The organism is Pseudomonas putida (assembly GCF_016406145.1).
In the GTDB taxonomy this organism is placed as follows: Bacteria; Pseudomonadota; Gammaproteobacteria; order Pseudomonadales; family Pseudomonadaceae; genus Aquipseudomonas; species Aquipseudomonas putida_E.
Genome location: NZ_CP066306.1, coordinates 2,152,377 through 2,168,896 on the forward strand (window position 1 = coordinate 2,152,377; position 16,520 = coordinate 2,168,896).

Annotated in this window: 16 protein-coding genes and 2 riboswitches; of the genes, 3 read left to right on the plus strand and 13 right to left on the minus strand. The window is 63.3% G+C overall.

The window, feature by feature from the left end; genetic code table 11:
* Window positions 1–81: 81 nt before the first annotated feature.
* Window positions 82–561: a hypothetical protein gene (locus JET17_RS09805; RefSeq protein ID WP_012313819.1), complete on the minus strand. Its 480-nt coding sequence runs from the start codon at window positions 559–561 to the stop codon at window positions 82–84.
* Window positions 562–678: 117 nt separating this feature from the next.
* Between JET17_RS09805 and JET17_RS09810 the strand changes: the two genes are divergently transcribed.
* Entirely contained in the window at window positions 679–1,179 is a 501-nt protein-coding gene (locus JET17_RS09810; protein WP_012313820.1) for a GNAT family N-acetyltransferase, read from the plus strand.
* An 86-nt stretch (window positions 1,180–1,265) separates the two neighbouring features.
* Here the strand turns inward: JET17_RS09810 and JET17_RS09815 are convergent, their stop codons facing one another.
* From JET17_RS09815 to ribBA, 12 genes are all read right to left on the minus strand, one after another.
* Window positions 1,266–2,603 carry an OprD family porin gene (locus JET17_RS09815; RefSeq protein ID WP_012313821.1) on the minus strand — a complete coding sequence of 446 codons (1,338 nt, stop codon included), beginning with the start codon at window positions 2,601–2,603 and terminating at the stop codon, window positions 1,266–1,268.
* Window positions 2,600–3,034, minus strand: a complete 435-nt coding sequence (locus JET17_RS09820; protein WP_012313822.1) for a pseudoazurin — start codon at window positions 3,032–3,034, stop codon at window positions 2,600–2,602. The genes JET17_RS09815 and JET17_RS09820 overlap by 4 nt, the downstream gene beginning before the upstream one ends.
* 16 nt (window positions 3,035–3,050) lie before the next feature.
* The gene (locus tag JET17_RS09825) at window positions 3,051–3,839 is read right to left on the minus strand and encodes an ABC transporter ATP-binding protein (RefSeq protein ID WP_012313823.1); all 789 of its coding nucleotides are present in this window, start codon (window positions 3,837–3,839) and stop codon (window positions 3,051–3,053) included.
* Window positions 3,836–4,852 (minus strand): FecCD family ABC transporter permease, encoded by a 1,017-nt coding sequence (locus tag JET17_RS09830; protein WP_042111316.1) that lies wholly within the window; start codon window positions 4,850–4,852, stop codon window positions 3,836–3,838. The genes JET17_RS09825 and JET17_RS09830 overlap by 4 nt, the downstream gene beginning before the upstream one ends.
* A complete protein-coding gene (locus tag JET17_RS09835) occupies window positions 4,852–5,862 on the minus strand; it encodes an ABC transporter substrate-binding protein (protein ID WP_012313825.1) in 1,011 nt (336 codons plus the stop codon). Before JET17_RS09835 ends, JET17_RS09830 begins: the two co-directional genes overlap by 1 nt.
* Window positions 5,863–5,972: 110 nt before the next feature.
* A riboswitch (cobalamin riboswitch) is annotated at window positions 5,973–6,171 on the minus strand.
* 28 nt (window positions 6,172–6,199) lie between these two features.
* Window positions 6,200–7,366 (minus strand): DUF1624 domain-containing protein, encoded by a 1,167-nt coding sequence (locus JET17_RS09840; protein ID WP_012313826.1) that lies wholly within the window; start codon window positions 7,364–7,366, stop codon window positions 6,200–6,202.
* A 113-nt stretch (window positions 7,367–7,479) separates the two neighbouring features.
* Window positions 7,480–9,606: a TonB-dependent receptor gene (locus JET17_RS09845; RefSeq protein ID WP_042111318.1), complete on the minus strand. Its 2,127-nt coding sequence runs from the start codon at window positions 9,604–9,606 to the stop codon at window positions 7,480–7,482.
* 112 nt (window positions 9,607–9,718) lie between these two features.
* A riboswitch (cobalamin riboswitch) is annotated at window positions 9,719–9,925 on the minus strand.
* 46 nt (window positions 9,926–9,971) lie between these two features.
* Window positions 9,972–11,120, minus strand: coding sequence for an ABC transporter ATP-binding protein (locus JET17_RS09850; RefSeq protein WP_012313828.1), 1,149 nt, complete (start codon window positions 11,118–11,120; stop codon window positions 9,972–9,974).
* 19 nt (window positions 11,121–11,139) lie between these two features.
* Window positions 11,140–11,949, minus strand: a complete 810-nt coding sequence (locus JET17_RS09855; protein WP_012313829.1) for an ABC transporter permease — start codon at window positions 11,947–11,949, stop codon at window positions 11,140–11,142.
* A gap of 6 nt (window positions 11,950–11,955) precedes the next feature.
* A complete protein-coding gene (locus JET17_RS09860; protein WP_012313830.1) occupies window positions 11,956–12,873 on the minus strand; it encodes an ABC transporter permease in 918 nt (305 codons plus the stop codon).
* Window positions 12,870–13,895: a polyamine ABC transporter substrate-binding protein gene (locus JET17_RS09865; protein WP_012313831.1), complete on the minus strand. Its 1,026-nt coding sequence runs from the start codon at window positions 13,893–13,895 to the stop codon at window positions 12,870–12,872. The genes JET17_RS09860 and JET17_RS09865 overlap by 4 nt, the downstream gene beginning before the upstream one ends.
* A 289-nt stretch (window positions 13,896–14,184) precedes the next feature.
* Window positions 14,185–15,300 carry a bifunctional 3,4-dihydroxy-2-butanone-4-phosphate synthase/GTP cyclohydrolase II gene (ribBA, locus tag JET17_RS09870; RefSeq protein WP_012313832.1) on the minus strand — a complete coding sequence of 372 codons (1,116 nt, stop codon included), beginning with the start codon at window positions 15,298–15,300 and terminating at the stop codon, window positions 14,185–14,187.
* Window positions 15,301–15,378: 78 nt separating this feature from the next.
* Here ribBA and JET17_RS09875 point away from each other — a divergent pair, with 78 nt between their 5' ends.
* Window positions 15,379–15,672 (plus strand): DUF1330 domain-containing protein, encoded by a 294-nt coding sequence (locus JET17_RS09875; RefSeq protein ID WP_012313833.1) that lies wholly within the window; start codon window positions 15,379–15,381, stop codon window positions 15,670–15,672.
* Between the two features lie 100 nt (window positions 15,673–15,772).
* The gene (locus tag JET17_RS09880) at window positions 15,773–16,519 is read left to right on the plus strand and encodes an SDR family oxidoreductase (RefSeq protein WP_012313834.1); all 747 of its coding nucleotides are present in this window, start codon (window positions 15,773–15,775) and stop codon (window positions 16,517–16,519) included.
* Window position 16,520: the final 1 nt, after the last annotated feature.

Consider the following 16,520-nt stretch of genomic DNA (forward strand, 5'->3'; position numbering starts at 1 on the left):
ACCTCACTGGCGCAAAAGAAATAACCTTACTCGTTATGGGATTGTACGGCTACGGGATGGATGTGGGGCTGTCGCAATCGGTCAGGAACCGGCGTTTTCCAATGCGTTCAGCTCGTCCTGCACCTGCTGCAGGCGCTGTTCGGCCAATGCCTGGGCCTTTTCATCGCGTGCTGTCTCGCGCATCAGCCGGGTAAGTTTCGCGCTCAGTTGCTGGCCGTCCTCGGTCTGCGCCAAGGCCTTGGCCTTTGCCGGGTCCCGAGTCACCTCGACGATAGTGGCGAACTCGGCGTCGCTGAAGTTCTTTTCGCTGTAGAGCTTGAACAGGTCCTGGCGCTGATCCTCGACCGTGAGGTGCTTGCGCAGCACGCTGCGGATTGTTTCTTCATCGAGTCGCGGGTGGCTACGGGTCAGCAGCAACGCCATACGGTCGATGTTGTGCTCATAGGCTTCCTGCAAGGGCAGGTTGGCCAGGATCTGCTCTTCGCGGGTCGGCTTCTGGTCGCATGCGGCGAGAGCGGCGGCGAACAGCAGCGGCAGCAACAACTTGGAGAGGCGGGGCATGGGCTGGCCTTGGGCGCGTTTGCGGCCGAGGATTATAGCGAGGTCGGGCCGGCCCTGCATTGCGCCGTCAGATGCTGTAGGGTAGAAACACGTTCCCCAAGCCATCGCATCAATCCCATGCCCGACTGGACCTTCCAATCACCCGGCCGTGACGCCATCGATGAAGTCGTTGCCTTCGTCGACAGTGCGCGACGCGAGCTGTTCCCCATGCTCGCCCATTCGCCTTTGCCCAAGGACCTGGCCCATTTCGAGGCGACCTACCTTGATGGCGACGGACACTTTCTGGAAGCCCGTGATCGTGGCACGTTGATCGCCGTCATTGGCTACCTGCCCTATGACCATCGCTTCCGCCAACTCGATTACCACGGCAAACGCGTCGTCGAAATCGTGCGCCTGTTCGTGCTCCCCGAATACCGCCGCAACGGCCTGGCCGCGGCACTGTTCCAGGCCTTGCGAGAGCACGCCGTCCGCGCAGGTATTGAATGTCTGTACCTGCACACCCATCCGTTTCTGGCAGGGGCGATCCGGTTCTGGGAGCGGCAGGGCTTCACGGTGATCAACGTAGAGGATGACCCGGTGTGGCGGACTACGCACATGGAACAGTTGCAGGCGGTTTAGGATCTTTCCTGCTTTGCAGTGACGAGGGTGGATACCGGGAACGGCAAGGGCATCATCAATGCGGCGCACAAGGAGGATGAAACCACTCAGAGCCCGCCCGACAGCGGCCACTCCACTGCCAGGCGGATCTGGTTGCCGTCCAGTTCGGCCTGCGCCGTATCCCCGCGGTGCACATTGTGCCTCAATGAAAACGCCGTGCCCTTGGCCTTGCCACTCTGCACCACATACCGCGCCTCAAGGTCTCTCTCCCAGTGCTTGCCACCCTTGCCATAGCCCAGGTACGCATACCCGCCGTTGGGGTCCACGTGCGTGCCATCGATATCGAACCCGCGCACATACAGTGCCGTCAGGTTCAACCCCGGCACCCCAAAAGCACCCATGTTCAGGTCATAGCGCGCTTGCCAGGACTTTTCGTTGGGTGCGTTGAAGTCAGACATCTGCACGGCGTTGGCAATGTAGATAGCGCCGCGGGTCACGTAGTCGAACGGCGTGTTGCCATCCACCTGCTGCCAGCCCAGGCTGAAAGCATGTGGGCCATGGCTATAGCGCGAAACCAGGCTCCAGGTGGTGTTGTCGATGCGCCCGGACAGCGCTTTGCCGGTGTCGGTGGTGCGGTACAGGTTGAGGTCCAGGCTCAGGCTGCGCCGGTCATCCAGCGCATGGGTGAGGGTGCTGCCCAGGTAATGCTGGTTCCAGGTGTCTTCATAGCGGGAGGTGTACAGGCTGGCGCCCAAGGCAGCACTGGGGTTCCACACCGCACCGGCAACGTCGAAGCTGTTGCCCTGGCGACCGTTGGAGTAATTCACGACGAAGCCCTGGTCATGGCTTGAAGCGTTGCGGTCGGTGCTTTCGTTGAAGTGGCCGGCAATCAGCTTGACCTTGTCGATTTCATTGCTGGTAAGAAAGAACCCGGTGGCGGTTTCGGGTAGCAAGCGGCTGTCGGAAGAGCTGAATACCGGCGTTTTCACCCGCTGCTCGCCATAAGACAGCACGGTGTTGGAGACGCGCAGCTTTAATGCCGCACCGCCCCGGCTGTATTCGTTCTTGGGGTGGCCCTGGTTGTCCACACCCAGTAAGCGGGCCTTGCCGGTTCGACCCCCACCGCTGTCGAGTTGTACACCAAGGTAGGCATGGGCATCGATGCCAACACCGATCAGGCCTTGGGTAAAACCGGACTGGAATGTACCCATCAAACCGTAGGCCCATTCCTCGGCCAGGCCATTGCGTTCGTTGCGGGGTTTGTAGGCATTACGGCCGGCACTGTTGCGCCCGCCATGCTTGTAATCACGCTGGTCGTAGACCGTGCGGTTGAGGATGCTCCAGCTGCTGTCTTCGACCAAGCCGTTGCTCTGCGACTGTGCGGATTCAGCCAGCGCCAAGGGCGCCAGGCCCAGTAGTGGCAGGGCAAGAAGCAAACGGTTCATTGGCCGGCCTCCAACTGCTGCAGTTGGGCTGCCAGGCGCGTACGTGCCCGCGCAGGCAAATCCGCTGGCAATTCGGTCAAGCCGGTATCGCCCACCTGGATCAGCATCACCATACCCATGGCCAGGTGTGGGATGCACTGGACTCCGTACACCCCTGGCACCGTAAAGGACTGCTCGAAGGGCTGGTTCAGCTTGCTCTTGAACGCCTCGGCACCTGCCGGCAGCAACCCGGGCAGGCTGGCCGCGTTGTGGCCGCTCTGGGTCGGCACGAAGCGTACCGTATCACCCGGTGCAATACGCAGGTGGTCGGGCTCATAGACCATGGCACCGGCCGCGCCGCGGGTGAGCATCTTCACTTCGTGCACGTCGGCCAGCGCGGCGAAAGGTAGCAGAGCGTTGGCGATCAGCAGGACGGTAGTGCGCAACAGCATCCGGGAGCTTCCTGGTTCAGGGGGCGCGAAAGCGCAGGATGCGCGCGCCGTCGAAGGGGTCGGTGAGGTAGTGGGCATGGACGCCAAAGGTGCTCAGCAAACGCTCGGGGGTGAGTACCTCCAGCGGCTTGCCGAGGGCGACCAGACGGCCGTGTTCGAGCACCGCCACGCGGTCGCAGGTCAGCGCCTGGTTAAGGTCGTGCAGGGCCACCAGGGTGGTCACCGGCAACGCCTGTACCTGTTGCAGCAGGCTCAACTGGTGCTGGATGTCGAGATGATTGGTTGGCTCATCGAGCAGCAGTACCTGCGGGCGCTGGGCCAGAGCGCGGGCAATGTGGACGCGCTGGCGTTCGCCACCGGACAGCGAACTCCAGATGCGAGTACGCAGGTGCGAGGCATCGAGGTCGGCCAGGGCCTGTTCGACGACCGCGCGATCTTCCTGGGAAAACGGCGCCAGGGCTGACAACCAAGGGGTACGCCCTAGCGCCACGGCGTCGAACACGCTGATGGCGTCGAGGGTGTCGGCCTGTTGCTCGACCAGCGCCAAGGCCTGGGCGATGCGCCGACGCGGCAGGCGCGCAAGCGGCTCGCCGAGCAATTGCACACTGCCGCTATGCGGCGTGCGCAGCCCGGCCAGCAGTTTGAGCAGGGACGATTTGCCGGAACCATTCGGGCCGACGATGCCGAGTGTTTCACCCGCGGCGACCGTCAGGTTGATATCGCGCAGCACGGGGTTGCCCGACAGTTGCAAACTCAAGCCTTGGCAGGCGAGCGGGGCGACCTTTGGGGGTGTCATGGCCGTCATGCGCGCCCCCTGCGGCTGACCAGGATCAACGCAAACACAGGTGCGCCGATCAGCGCTGTGACCACGCCCACCGGAATCACCTGGCCGGGGATCAGCGTGCGGGAAAGCATGTCCGCGGCGATCAGGAACAGCGCTCCGCCCAGGGCACTGGCCGGCAGCAGGCGGCTGTGACCGGGGCCGAGCAACAGCCGCAGCGCATGGGGGATCACCAGCCCGACAAAACCGATGGCGCCGACGATCGACACCATCACCGCCGTCACCAGCGCTGCGCAGCTGATCAGCAGCAACTGGCTGCGCCGCACCGCGATGCCCAGCGACGCCGCCGAATCGGTGCCGAAGGTAAAAGCGTCGAGTGTGCGCCGGTGCCACAGGCACACCACCAGCCCGAACAGTGCCACTGGCAGCGCCAGCCATACTGACGGCCAGCGCACGCCACTGAGGTTGCCCAGCAGCCAGAACAGGATGCCGCGAGCCTGTTCGGCGGTGGCTGATTTGGTGATCAGAAACGCCGTCAGGGCGTTGAACAGTTGCGAGCCGGCAATCCCTGCCAGGATCACTTGGGCATTGTTGTTGCTCGGGCCGGCTGCGCGGGCCAGCACCAGGACCAGGGCGAAGGCCGCGACGGCGCCGACGAAGGCGCCGCCCGACATGCTCAGGGCAACGCTGCCCAGGCCCAGCAGGCCCACCAGCACGGCGCCGGTCGAAGCCCCGGCTGACAGGCCCAGCAAGTAGGGTTCGGCCAGCGGATTGCGCAGCAGCGCCTGCAGGATCACCCCGCAGGTCGCCAGCCCTGCGCCACAGGCTGCGGCGACCAGCGTGCGGGTCAGGCGGTAGTTCCAGACGATACCGGCGTCGATCGGGTCGACCGGGTAACCGGCCTGCCACAGGTGGTTGGCCAGTACCTGGTACACCACGCTGGGTGACACGGTGGTCTCGCCAATGGCAGTGCCGGCAAGCAGCGCGCCGAGCAAGGCAACCAGGGCCAGGGCACAGTAAGGCAGCATACGGTTCATCACGGTGCAGCTTTACCGCTGGCGAAGGCTGCCGACAGGGTCTGCAGGCCCTGGAACAGACGGATACCGGCCTGCATGGCATCGGCGTCGAGGATGATGATGCGGTTGTTCTTCACGGCATCCATGTGCTGGGTTACCGGGTCGTTGCGCAGGAATTCGAGCTTCTTCTGGTAGTCGTCGGCCGGAAAGCGGCGGCGATCCATGCGGGCGATGATCAGCCACGTAGGGTTGGCCTTGGCGATGGTTTCCCAGCCCACCGTGGGCCATTCTTCGGTGGACTCGACCACGTTGCGTACACCCAGGGTGCGCAGCATGAAGTCCGCCACGCCCTGGCGACCCGCAACATAAGGGTCGATGTCGAGGTCGGCGCTAGAGAACCAGAACAGTGCCGAGGTCTGGCTCAGGTCTTTGCCGGCCAGTTGTTGCCTGGCGCTGTCCAGGCGTGCCTTGAGGTCGCTGTTCAGTGCCGCGCCGCGGTCCTGGACGTCGAAGATTTCCGCCAGCTGGCTGACGCTCTTGTAGATGCTCTGGACCTGAAATGCCTGCAGTCGCGTGCCATCGGCCCCCACCAGGTTGTCCTTGCCTTCGCAGTCCGAGGGCAGCAGATAGGTGGGGATCTTCAGTTCGTTGAACTGCTCACGGGTCGCGACCACGCCCTGGGCGCCGACCATCCACTCAAACTGCACCGCCACAAGTTCGGGGCGCTTGCCCACCACCGCTTCGAAGCTCGGGTCGTTGTCGGCCAGGCGCGGCACCTTGTCGTTCTGCGCCTTGTACTCGGGCAAGACGTTGTTGAACCACAGCGATGTGCCGGCCAGTTTGTCGCCCAACCCCAGCGCGTAGAGGATTTCGGTGCCGGCCTGGCCGATGGTCACTGCACGCTCGGGGGCGTGGGTGAAGGTTTGCGGCATGCCGCAGTTGTCCACGGTCAGCGGGTAGTGCGTGGCGGCGGCCTGTGCCGCACCGGTGAGGCTCAAGCCGACGAGCAGGGTGGCGAAACGGGACAGCATGCAGGGCGATCTCCTATCAGACAGTTCACGGAAGGAACGCACGGACAGGCATCGCCGAGCCCCTGCAGGCGACAGGGGCAACTCTGATGGCCAATCCCGGACACCCCGCCGGTTGGTGAATGTAAGCCGGCAGGTCTCCTGACTGGTGCGTCATCACCCGGCTCCAGCCTTCCCGGATCGGCTGATCCAGTGGCATCGATGGAGCGGGCTCGGCACTTACAGTTGCGGGGGCAGTTCCGTTTGGCGCGCCTGGGCGGCCTGGGATTCCCTATTATTTCCGTGGTGGAAACCGGCGGCCCGCATGGTAGACCATCAGGCAGCCGGTGAAAACGCTAAATCAGAAGTACTTCAGCCAGGTGATGTCGCGTCGGCGCGCCTTGAGCCTGGCAAACCAGCGCACCGGCAGGTACAGCGCCACGGCAAGCAGCACAGCACCCAGCCACACAGCGCCAATGCCGTCGAAACCGAAGTAGTCGCCGTGATTGCGGCCGAACAGGGCGACGCTGGCCAGGTACATCAGTTTCAGCACATAAAGGTGCAGCAGATAGAAGAACATCGGCGCCGCGCCGAACACCGCCAGAGCGCCGATCCAGCGGGCTTGCCCTGCGCGTTCAAAGGCGCGCAGCAACAGCAGGCCGCAGCCCAGGGTCAAGGCCAGGAACAACAGTGAAGGCGGGTACTTGGTGATGTTGAAGAAACTCATCACGGTCTGGGTAAGCGTCGGGTAGCCGCTCCACGGCGCTTCGCCGTAGCCATTGAGCATGCGCAGCGCCATGAAGCCGAGCAGGGCGATTAGCCCTGCCAGCAGCAGCCGATACTGACGCTGGCCGGCATCGCTGCCACGGGCGAACCAAGGGCCCAGGCCGTAGCCCAAGGCAATTACGCCGATCCACGGCAGTACCGGGTAGGAGGTGCGCAGGCGCAGGCTTTCAGAGAGTTCCAGCCAGCCACGGTCGTGCAGGATCGCCCACGGCACATGCATCGCCGACTCCGTGCCAAAGTGCAGGCCGTCGAGCAGGTTGTGGCCGGCGATGATCACTGCGCCCAGCACAACCAGCACCGGGCGCGGCAGCCACACCAGCAGCGACAGGGCGATCATGCTGACCCCGATGGCCCAGATCACCTGCAGGTAGATGACGCTGGGCGGCAGCTGGAACGTCCAGGCGAAATTCACCAAGGTGAACTCCAGCACAACCAGGAACAGGCCGCGCTTGAACAGGAACGCCGAGACATCGCTGCGGCCCTGATACTTCTCGCCGTACAGCCAGGCTGACAGGCCAGTGAGCAGTACGAACACTGGTGCACACAGGTGGGCCAGGGTGCGGCTGAAGAACAGGGACGGGTCGGTGGCGTCGATGCTCATCGGGTCGCTGACCTGGCGGTGCAGGAAGAATGTCTCGCGCACGTGGTCAAGCAGCATGAACAGGATCACCAGGCCGCGCAGGGCATCGATGCTCTGCAGGCGCTGGGTGAGCTGGGTGGGGGTGGCGGCGGCACTTGTCATGGAGGGGTCGCAGGCAGGAATGGATGTCAAATGAAACGTTATCTTATAACAATTTCATTTGTGCCGGGTAGTGGTTTTTGTATTGGCGATAAGGCCATTAGAGTCAGCTCAAATCAGAAGCTGTGATCCACTGTCGCGAAATACGACCGCGGCGTGCCCATGATCCATTGCGTGCCACTGAACGCCGAAGCCACATATTCCCGGTCAAACAGGTTGTTTATCTGCAGCCCCAGGCGCACATCCGGCAACAGCTGCCAGCCGATGTTGGCATCGACCACGGTATAGCCCGGCGCACGCTGAGTGTTGGCCGTATTGGCATAGCGGTCGTCCACGTACCGTGCGCCAATGCCGGCCTCCACTTGCTGACCGAAGCCCTTGGTCAGCCACAGGTTGGCAGTACGCCGTGGCACGTTGGACGGGCGATTGCCGGCGCGATCCTGTGTTACACCAGCCACCATTTCGTCGAACTCATCGTACTTTGCGCGCACCAGTGACGCATTGGCTGAGACCTGCCACTGCTGCGGCAAGGCCAGCTCAAGGCTCGCCTCCAGGCCATCGGAGGTTTGTTGCCCAGCCTGCTGTTTTTCATGGGTGATAGGGTCATCCACCAGCAGCTTTTTCTTGACGATGTGATAGGCCGCCAGCGTCCATTCACCACGGCCTTCCCAGAAGCGCTGCTTCAGGCCCAGCTCGGTCTGCTTGGACTCGGTGAGGTCGTAGTTCAGTTGCGCAGGATTGAGGCTGATCAGGTCGTTCACCCCGTCCTCGCTGGTGGAGTACTGGCCGTACAGCGATAGGTCGTCACTGACGGCGAACACCAGCCCTGCGCGCCAGTTGCCACCTTGCAGGCTACGGTCGCTGCGCGTGCCGTCGGTGAGGTTGTTGCGGTCAATGTGGTTCTGGTCGCGACGCACGCCGGTCACCAGCGACAGGCGATCGGTCAGCTGCAGGCGGTTTTCGGCGAACAGAGCGAAGGTGTGGGTCGTGGACAAGGTTTGCGGTCGCAGGGGCGAAGCACTGTGGAACCAGCCCGGGGCTGGTTGCCACGGGTCGATGTAGTCGCCGCCCACATCGTTGTACGGCGAGTTGCTGTCAACGTTGAAGCGCACCTTATTGTACTCGGCGCCAACCATCGTCCTGCTGGCAAGCCCGAACAACGCATGGTCGAAGGTGAACGTCTGGCGATCGCCTATCTGCTCCTGATCATGCTTGATCTGCAGGTAGCTCTGGCGCAGCAGCTGTTGGCGGTCGGCGTCCCAGCTGTAATCCTCGGCATTGCGCCAATGCCGGCGGCTCTTGATGTAGTACAGCTGGTTGCTGGCACTGAGCTGGTCACTGATAGCCCAGTCAGTGGTGAAGCGGGTCCATTCGTCATGGTAGCGCTGCACGTCATTCTGAATGTTGTAGTTCTTCTTGCGCAGGCTGCTGCGGTAGTGGCCGTCGATCAGCGGCGTACCGTAGTAATTGGCGGGCTCGGCGTCGCCGCGCTCGTGGGCCAGGGTAAAGCTCAGGTCGTCAGTGGCATCGAATTGCAGTGCGGCACTCAGGGCAAGGCTGCGCGAGTTGGTGCGGTCGACCCAGCCATTGCCAGCCTGCTGGTCAAGGGTCAGGCGGTAACTCAGGCGCTTGCTGAGGCTGCCACCGCTGTCCAGGCTCAGTTGCTGGCGATCCCAGGAGCCATAGCCAAGGCGCAGGTGGTTGTGAATGTCGCCGGTGAACGGCTTTTTCGGGATGACGTTGATCACCGCGCCGGTGGCGCCTTCACCATACAGTACCGAGGCCGGGCCCCGGATCACATCGATGCGCTCTACCATCCACGGGTCGACTGGAAAGGTCTGGGTGCCGGCCCCGGTATACAAGCGTGCGCCGTCGAACAGGGTCATCACTGAACCGTGCCCGGTAAAGCCGCGCGCCGAAAGGCCGGTGCCGCCATCGCCTGGGCTGCCGATGAAGGTGATGCCCGGCGAGCGGGTCACGGCCTCCTGCACGGTGAGGTTGTTGCGCTGCTGGATCTGTTCGGCGGTGATGCTCGTGGTGCTGGCCGGGGTTTCCAGGGTGCTGAGGTTCAGGCGTGAACCGGCCTGGGTCGGCGTGGCGAGGTCGACCTTCTGCTCAGCGCGGGTGTCGGTGATGGCTGTGGATGGCAGCGCCACCGCAGGGTTGTCGTGGTCATCGGCCAGGGCCGGCAGGGCGACGGCCAGGCAGGCTGCCAGAGGGTGAAGCTTGAAGAAACGGGACATGTCTTTCCACTGCTGCAGGAATGAATGGATCCCGGTGGAAAACACGCAAAGGCACAACCACCACGGGCGCAGGCGCGCACGCGGATACCGGCCTGCGCCCGCCCACCGCGGGTTGCCAAGTGAAGCTTCAGGCCGGTCTCCGGGCTTGCGAGGGTCATGAGGCCTTCACCTTCCCATGCGTGTGCACAGTGGTGTGTCGAAGGCTTCGCTCGCTTACCGTTGCGGGGGCAGCGCCGGACTTGTCGTGAACCAAGACGCACCGGCTTCCCGTTTCACCCTGCGCGCGGCGGCGCAGGACACCTGAAACTGGCGCGCATATGACCATTGGTCGGAATGCGCGTCAACCATTTACCTGCTGCTGATGCTCAGTGCGCGCCGGCCGACTTGCTCAGGTCGCTTTGCGCCCATTCGGTGTAGATGCAGGCATCTGCAACCGCCCAGCGGACCTTCACGGTGTCCCCGGGCTGCATGGACATACCCGCAGCCGACAGTGCTTTCACGGTCAGTTCGGTACCGCCCGGGGTCATTACATGGCAGGTCTGGCTTTCGCCAAGGAACAGCACCTCGCCGACCTTGGCGATCACTTCGTTCCAGCCCGCTGGCAACGGTTCGCGTGCAGCCTGGTCGGTGGTGAGTGCCAGGGCCTTTTCCGGGCGTACCATGATCAGCGCATCCTGCCCCGCCGCAAGGCCAGGCGTCAGGCGGATCGCCACTGGCTGGCCTTCGAAACTGCCGGCACCGTTGCTGCTGGCCGTGATGCGCAGGAAGTTGGAGTTGCCCAGGAACGAGGCGACAAAGGCATTGGGTGGGTTCTGGTAGAGGTCATAGCCGGTGCCCAGGCCAACGATCTTGCCGTGGCTGAAGATGGCGATGCGCTGGGACAGGCGCATGGCTTCTTCCTGGTCGTGGGTGACGTAGACGATAGTGATGCCCAGCCGGCGGTGCAGCTGGCGCAGTTCATCCTGCAGGTCTTCGCGCAGTTTCTTGTCCAGCGCGCCGAGTGGCTCGTCCATCAGCAGGATGCGCGGTTCGTACACCAGGGCGCGGGCAATCGCCACACGCTGTTGCTGGCCGCCCGACATCTGCGAAGGCCTGCGATGGGCGAACGCCTCCAGTTGTACCAGCTTGAGCATGGCGTCGACCCGCTTCTTGGTTTCGGCAGCGCCGAGCTTGCGGATGGCCAGGGGGAAGGCGATGTTGTCACGCACATTCAGGTGCGGGAACAGCGAGTAACGCTGGAACACCATGCCGATGTCGCGCTTGTGCGGTGGCACATTCACCAGCGACTGCCCCTCGACCAGAATCTCGCCGCTGCTGGGCGTCTCGAACCCGGCCAGCATCGACAGGGTGGTGGACTTGCCCGAGCCGCTGGAGCCGAGGAAGGTGAGGAACTCGCCGTCCTGGATTTCCAGGTCGAGGTTATCCACGGCGGTGAAGTCACCGTAATGCTTGTTCAGGCCGCGCAGGCTGACCAGGGTCTTGTTGTGCGCGTTGTCTTTGATCACTGCACTCATTGTTGTTTTCTCCGGGCGCTCAGGCGTTCGTTTCGGTGCGCCGGCGCAAGGCGGCGGCAATGACCATGACCAACAGCGACAGGCCGATCAGCAGCGTCGAGGCGACGGCGATCACCGGGCTCAGGTCCTGGCGCAGGGTGGTCCACATCTTCACGGGCAGGGTTTGCAGGTCGGGGCTGGCCATCATCACGCTCAGTACTACCTCGTCCCACGAGACCAGGAAGGCGAACAGACCGCCGGCGATCATCCCCGGGCGAATGGCCGGGAAGGTCACCTTGAAGATCGCCTGCAGGCGCGAGGCACCGCAGATCACCGCGGCATCCTCGATCGACTGGTCGAACAGCTTGAGCGAGTTGATGATCGAAATGATGGTGAAGGGCAGGGCGACGATCACATGGCTGACCACGAAGGCGAACAGCGTGCCCGTGTAGCCGAGCTTCAGAAACAGTGCATACACCGCCACTGCAATGATCACCAACGGCACGATCATGGGCATGGTGAAAAGCCCGTAGAGCATCTCGCGGCCGGGGAAGCGGCCGCGCACCAGGGCGAATGCGGTAGGCAGGCCCAGCAGCACGGCGGCGATGGTGGTCAGCACGGCGACTTTGAAGCTGGCCAGGGCGGCGTCCATCCACTCCGGGTTGGCGAAGAACTGCGCATACCACTTGAAGGTCCAGCCTGGTGGCGGGAATACCAGCCACTGTGATGAGCCAAACGACAGCAGGATGATGAACACTACCGGCAGCAGCAGGAAGGCCGCAATCACTCCGGTGGTCAGGTACAGGCCCGTACGCAGCGGGCGCCCCATGGCATTGGGAGACAGAAGCATGGCGGTTTACCTCGCGTTGCCGACCGGGGACTCCGGTTGCAGCTTCAGGTACAGGTAGAAGAGCACCAGGGTGATTACCACCAGCAGTGCGGCGGCGGCGCTGGCCAGGCCCCAGTTAAGGAACGATTGCACCTGCTGGATGATGAATTCGGGCAGCATCATGTTTTGCGCGCCACCAAGCAGTGCCGGGGTGACGTAGTAGCCCAGCGACATGACGAATACCATCAGTGCACCGGAGAACAGCCCCGAGCGGCACAGCGGCAGGAACACCTTCCAGAAGTTGGTCCAGGGGCTTGCGCCGCAGATGGAGCCTGCCTGCAGCACCATCGGGTCGATGGCATGCATGGTCGCTTGCAGCGGCAGCACGATGAACGGGATCATGATGTAGCTCATGCCGATCACCACCCCGGTCAGGTTGTGCACCATTTCCAGCGGGGCATCGATGATGCCCAGCGCCATCAACGCCTTGTTGATTACCCCTGACCCCTGCAGCAGCACCAGCCACGAATAGGTGCGCGCCAGCAGGCTGGTCCACATCGACAACAGTACGATGTTCAACAACCAGCGGCCCCAGCCGTTGGGCACCAGGGTGATTGCCCAGGCCAGCGGGAAGCCCAGCAACACGCTGATCAGGGTGACGACGCCGGCCACCGAGAAGGTGTTGAACAATACCCGCGCATAGGCCGAGTTGGCGAACAGCTGCTCGTAGTTGCCCAGCCCCGGTACCGGCTCCAGCACGCCGCGCAGCAACAGGCCGATTAGCGGGGCGAAGAAGAACAGGCCAAGGAACAACAGGGCGGGCAACAGGTTGCGGCTGCCTTTCCAGCGCTGGCCGAGGCTTATGCGGCGCGGGGCCGTCCCCGGAGCGCCGGCGCCCGTGGGGGCACCTTGCGCGTTTTGCAGGGCGTTGATGGCGACTTTCATTTCACCAACCACTCATTCCAGCGCGCGGCGATGGCCTGGCCGTTCTTGGCCCAGTAGGCGAAGTCCAGGGTGACCTGGTCCTGGGCGTAGGCGGTCGGCAGGTTCTGCGCGAGGTCTTTGTCGAGTTTGGCCACGCTGTCCAGGTTCACCGGCGCGTAGGCGGTCTTGTTGGCGAACTCGGCCTGGCCTTCGGCGCTGCTGGCATGGGCCAGGAACTTCATGGCCGCGTCCTTGTTCTTGGCGCCCTTGGGGATGACCAGGAAATCGGCCATGACCAGGTTCTGTTTCCAGCTCACGCCCACCGGCGCTCCATCTTGCTGCAGGGCGTAGACGCGGCCGTTCCAGAACTGGCCGAGCGAGGCTTCACCGGAGGCCAGCAGTTGCTGCGACTGAGCACCACCGCCCCACCAGACGATGTCTTTCTTGATGGTGTCGAGCTTCTTGAAGGCGCGGTCCAGGTCCAGCGGGTAGAGCTTGTCGGCCGGCACACCGTCGGCCAGCAGGGCCAGTTCCAGTACGCCGGGGCTCGGCCACTTGTACAGGGCGCGCTTGCCGGGGTAGGTCTTGGTGTCGAACAGAGCGGTCCAGTCCACCGGCTTGTTGGCGCCGAGCTTGCCTTCGTTATAGCCGAGCACGAATGAGAAGAAGAACGAACCGACGCCATGGTCGGAGACGAAGCGTGGGTCGATCTTGTCGCGCGCGATGGTGGTGAAATCGAGGGGTTCGAGCAGCCCTTCACTGGCGGCACGCAGGGCAAAATCGGCTTCCACGTCGACCACGTCCCACTGCACGTTGCCGCTCTCGACCATGGCCTTGAGCTTGCCGTAGTCGGTCGGGCCGTCCTGCACCACTTTGATGTTGGTCGATTTGCTGAAAGGTACGGCCCATGCTTCTTTCTGGGCGTCCTGGGTGGTACCGCCCCAGCTGACGAAGTTGAGGCTGTCAGCGGCCTGGGTGGCCTGACATGCCAGGGTCAGCAGGCTGGCGGACAGCACTGCGGTTACACGTTTGCTCAACAGCATGGTTACGCCCTCGTTGCTTTTTGTTATTCGAGGCGGGGCTGGTAGTGCGCCCGCCAACAGTATTCGGGGAGCAGCTAAAACAAAGTGTCGGTGGCCGTTTGGTGAGTGTAGGTGGCGGCCTGCGATTTCAAGGTCTACGGGATATCATATTATGGTATTCCAAGATTTTGGCAAGAGGGGGGAGGCTACCGGCCATCACTCTTTCTCGTCTCGAAGCTGCAAGCCTCAAGCTGCAAGCTGTAAGTAAAAGCAGATCGCGTTGCGCCGCAGATCCGCTTTAGCTTGCAGTTCAGCCCTGGGGCTCGAAGGGTATGCTCTGCACCACTTCCAGCTCATACCCCGCCAACCCCGCATACTTGAGGGGCGGGCCCAGGTGGCGCAGCTTGCCAACACCCAGGTCTTGGAGAATCTGCGCGCCGGTACCGACTTCCGAGTACACCTTCGATTGGCCGCGCTGGTAGGGCCGCAACGGCTGGGTCAGTTGCGGGATGCGTTCAAGCAGCGCCTGGGAGGATTCATGGTTGGCCAGAATCACCACCACCCCGCTACCTTCCTCAGCGACCTTCTGCAGCGCAGCCCACAAGGTCCAGTTGGCCGGCCCGGCGTATTCGGCACCGACCAGGTCGCGCAGCGGGTCGATCACATGCACGCGCACCAAGGTCGGCTGTTCGCGGCGGATATCGCCCATCACCATGGCCATGTGCACACCGCCTTCGATACGGTCTTCATAGGTGACCAGGCGGAAGGTGCCGTGTACGGTCGGCAGTTCGCGTTCGCCGATGCGCTTGATGGTCTGCTCGGTGCTCAGGCGGTAGTGGATCAGGTCGGCGATGGTGCCGATCTTGATGCCGTGGCGGGCGGCGAACACTTCCAGGTCCGGTCGACGGGCCATGGTCCCGTCGTCGTTGAGCACCTCGACGATCACCGACGCCGGGGCAAAACCGGCCAGGCGTGCCAGGTCGCAACCCGCTTCGGTATGGCCGGCGCGGTTCAGCACACCGCCTTCGCGGGCGCGTAGCGGGAAAATGTGGCCGGGCTGCACCAGATCCTCCGGGCGGGCATCGGCGGCCATGGCTGCAGCCACGGTGCGTGCCCGGTCGGCCGCAGAAATACCCGTGGTAACCCCCGTAGCGGCCTCGATCGATACGGTGAAGGCGGTGCTGAACGCACTGCCATTGGCCGGTACCATCTGCTCCAGCCCCAAGCGCTGACAATGCTCGTCGGTCAGGGTCAGGCAGATCAGGCCCCGCGCTTCGCGGGCCATGAAGTTGATGGCCTGGGCGTCACAGCGCTCGGCGGCGATCAGTAGGTCGCCTTCGTTTTCCCGATCCTCGTCGTCCACCAGCAGCACCATCTTGCCTTGGCGGTAGTCCTCGAGGAGTTCTTCGATCGTGTTGAAAGCCATGCTGCACGCTCACTGTGAATAGGTGATTATTATGGTATACCATCATACACAAATAGTTTTGCAACTGGAGAGTAGCGGATGAAAGCGTATTGGATTGCCCACGTGGACGTGACCGACCCCGAGCAGTATCAGCAGTACACCCAACGTGCGCCCGCCGCCTTTGCGGCATTCGGCGGGCGGTTCCTCGCCCGGGGCGGGCGCAGCGAGGCGATGGAAGGGCGGCCAACTCCCCAGCGCAGTGTGGTGATCGAGTTCCAGACCTACGAGCAGGCGCTGGCCTGCTATCGATCCGAGTTGTATCAGCAAGCGTGCAGCCATCGCCAAGGTGTGGCCAAGGCAGAGGTGATCATCGTGGAAGGGTTCGAGCCCTGAACGCGGGGCGATATCGCCTGACCTGTTGTGCTGGGTCATTCCCAGCGGCTGGCTTTTCCCCTATTGTCGGACCTATCTTCCCAAGCGATTTGGCAGGGCCATGGAGAAAGTCATTGTCATCACCGGCGCCAGCCGTGGCATCGGCGCCGCCACCGCTATGCAGGCGGCCCGCGAGGGTTACCGCATCTGCATCAACTACCACGCCGATGACCAGGCCGCGCAAGGCATTCTTGACCAGGTTCGCGCGCTCGGCGCCCAGGCCATCTGTGTGCGCGCAGACGCCAGTGTCGAGGACGAGGTGATCCAGCTGTTCCACCGCGTCGATGAAGAGCTCGGCCCCGTCACCGCACTGGTGAACAACGCGGGCACCATCGGCCAGCAAAGCCGTGTCGAAGACATGTCGGAGTTCCGCCTGCTCAAGGTGATGAAAACCAATATCGTCGGGCCGATGCTTTGCGCCAAGCACGCCTTGCTGCGCATGGCCCGCCGCCACGGCGGCGAAGGCGGGGCCATCGTCAATGTGTCATCGGTCGCTGCGCGCCTGGGGTCACCCAACGAATACGTCGACTACGCCGCCTCCAAAGGCGCCCTCGATACCTTCACCATCGGCTTGGCCAAGGAAGTGGCAGGTGAGGGGGTGCGGGTCAATGGCGTGCGCCCAGGCTACATTCATACCGCCTTCCACGACCTGTCCGGCGACCCCGACCGTGTCGCCAAGCTGGAGCCTGGCTTGCCCATGGGGCGTGGCGGCCGCCCGGAAGAAGTGGCCGAGGCGATTCTCTGGCTGCTGTCGGACAAGGCGTCCTATTCCACTGGCAGTTTCCTCGACCTGGGCGGCGGGCGCTGAG